Genomic DNA, 788 nt, shown 5'->3' with positions numbered 1-788 from the left:
GGCCCGGGGTGGTGGGAGTTACCGGTGCAGGGTTATTTGGTGGTTCCGGTGCGCTGGGTGCCGGTGAAGTCGAAGCCGATGGTGGAGGACAGGCCCTGGAAGGTGTTCGGCGCGCTGGACGGGAACGAGGTGGTGACCTTCAGGTTATCGGTCTTGCCCGCGGTCACGGCGGTGAGGTTGGCCAGGGCGGTGTTCGCGCCGATGATCGGGGTGGCGGCCAGCACGGTGGTCTTGGTGCTGCCGGCCGGGCAGGTGTACGGGGCGGCGGTCCCGGCCCAGGCGCTGGTGCAGTTTTCGATGGTCAGCTGCAGCCCGTTGGCCGGGTCGGTGGTCAGCAACGACCCGGTCGCACCGGCGGAGGTGGTCAGGGTGACGGCGTTCAGGTCCGAGTTGCCCGTGTTGGACAGCGTGACCAGCTTCTCGACCTTGTCACCGGGCAGCAGCCCCGCGACCGGGACGTTCAGGGTGTTCGCCGCGCCGGAGCCCAGGGCGATCACGGTGGTCCCTGCGGTGGTGACCTGGGAGGCGGAGGTCGTGGACGTGAACGCACCATAGGTGCCCATGCCGGCCACCGCAGCGGCGGTACCGACCAGCGCCACGGACGCGAGGATCTTACCGGTCGTGGTCTTCATGCTGATACCCATGGCACTTGTTTCCTTTCGGGGAAGCCCACCCCCAGTGGGCCGGCCGCAAACCTTTTCCAGCCCTGTTTGGCTGACAGGAACGACTTTGCCCGGCCACCATCAAGAACCCAGGCTGGGAACCGTCAAGATCCCATCAAGACTTGA

1 protein-coding gene is annotated in these 788 nt (G+C 66.9%); it reads right to left on the bottom strand.

The genetic code is table 11. The annotated features are described in order from the left end of the window. Positions 1-32 precede the first annotated feature (32 nt). Positions 33-632: a TasA family protein gene (locus AC1DFE_RS24075; protein WP_476908335.1), complete on the bottom strand. Its 600-nt coding sequence runs from the start codon at positions 630-632 to the stop codon at positions 33-35. Positions 633-788 lie beyond the last annotated feature (156 nt).

This window comes from Arthrobacter sp. 05T423, from assembly GCF_056396245.1.
The sequence above is the reverse complement of the archived record's forward strand: the minus strand, read 5'-3'. Positions and strand labels throughout refer to the sequence as shown.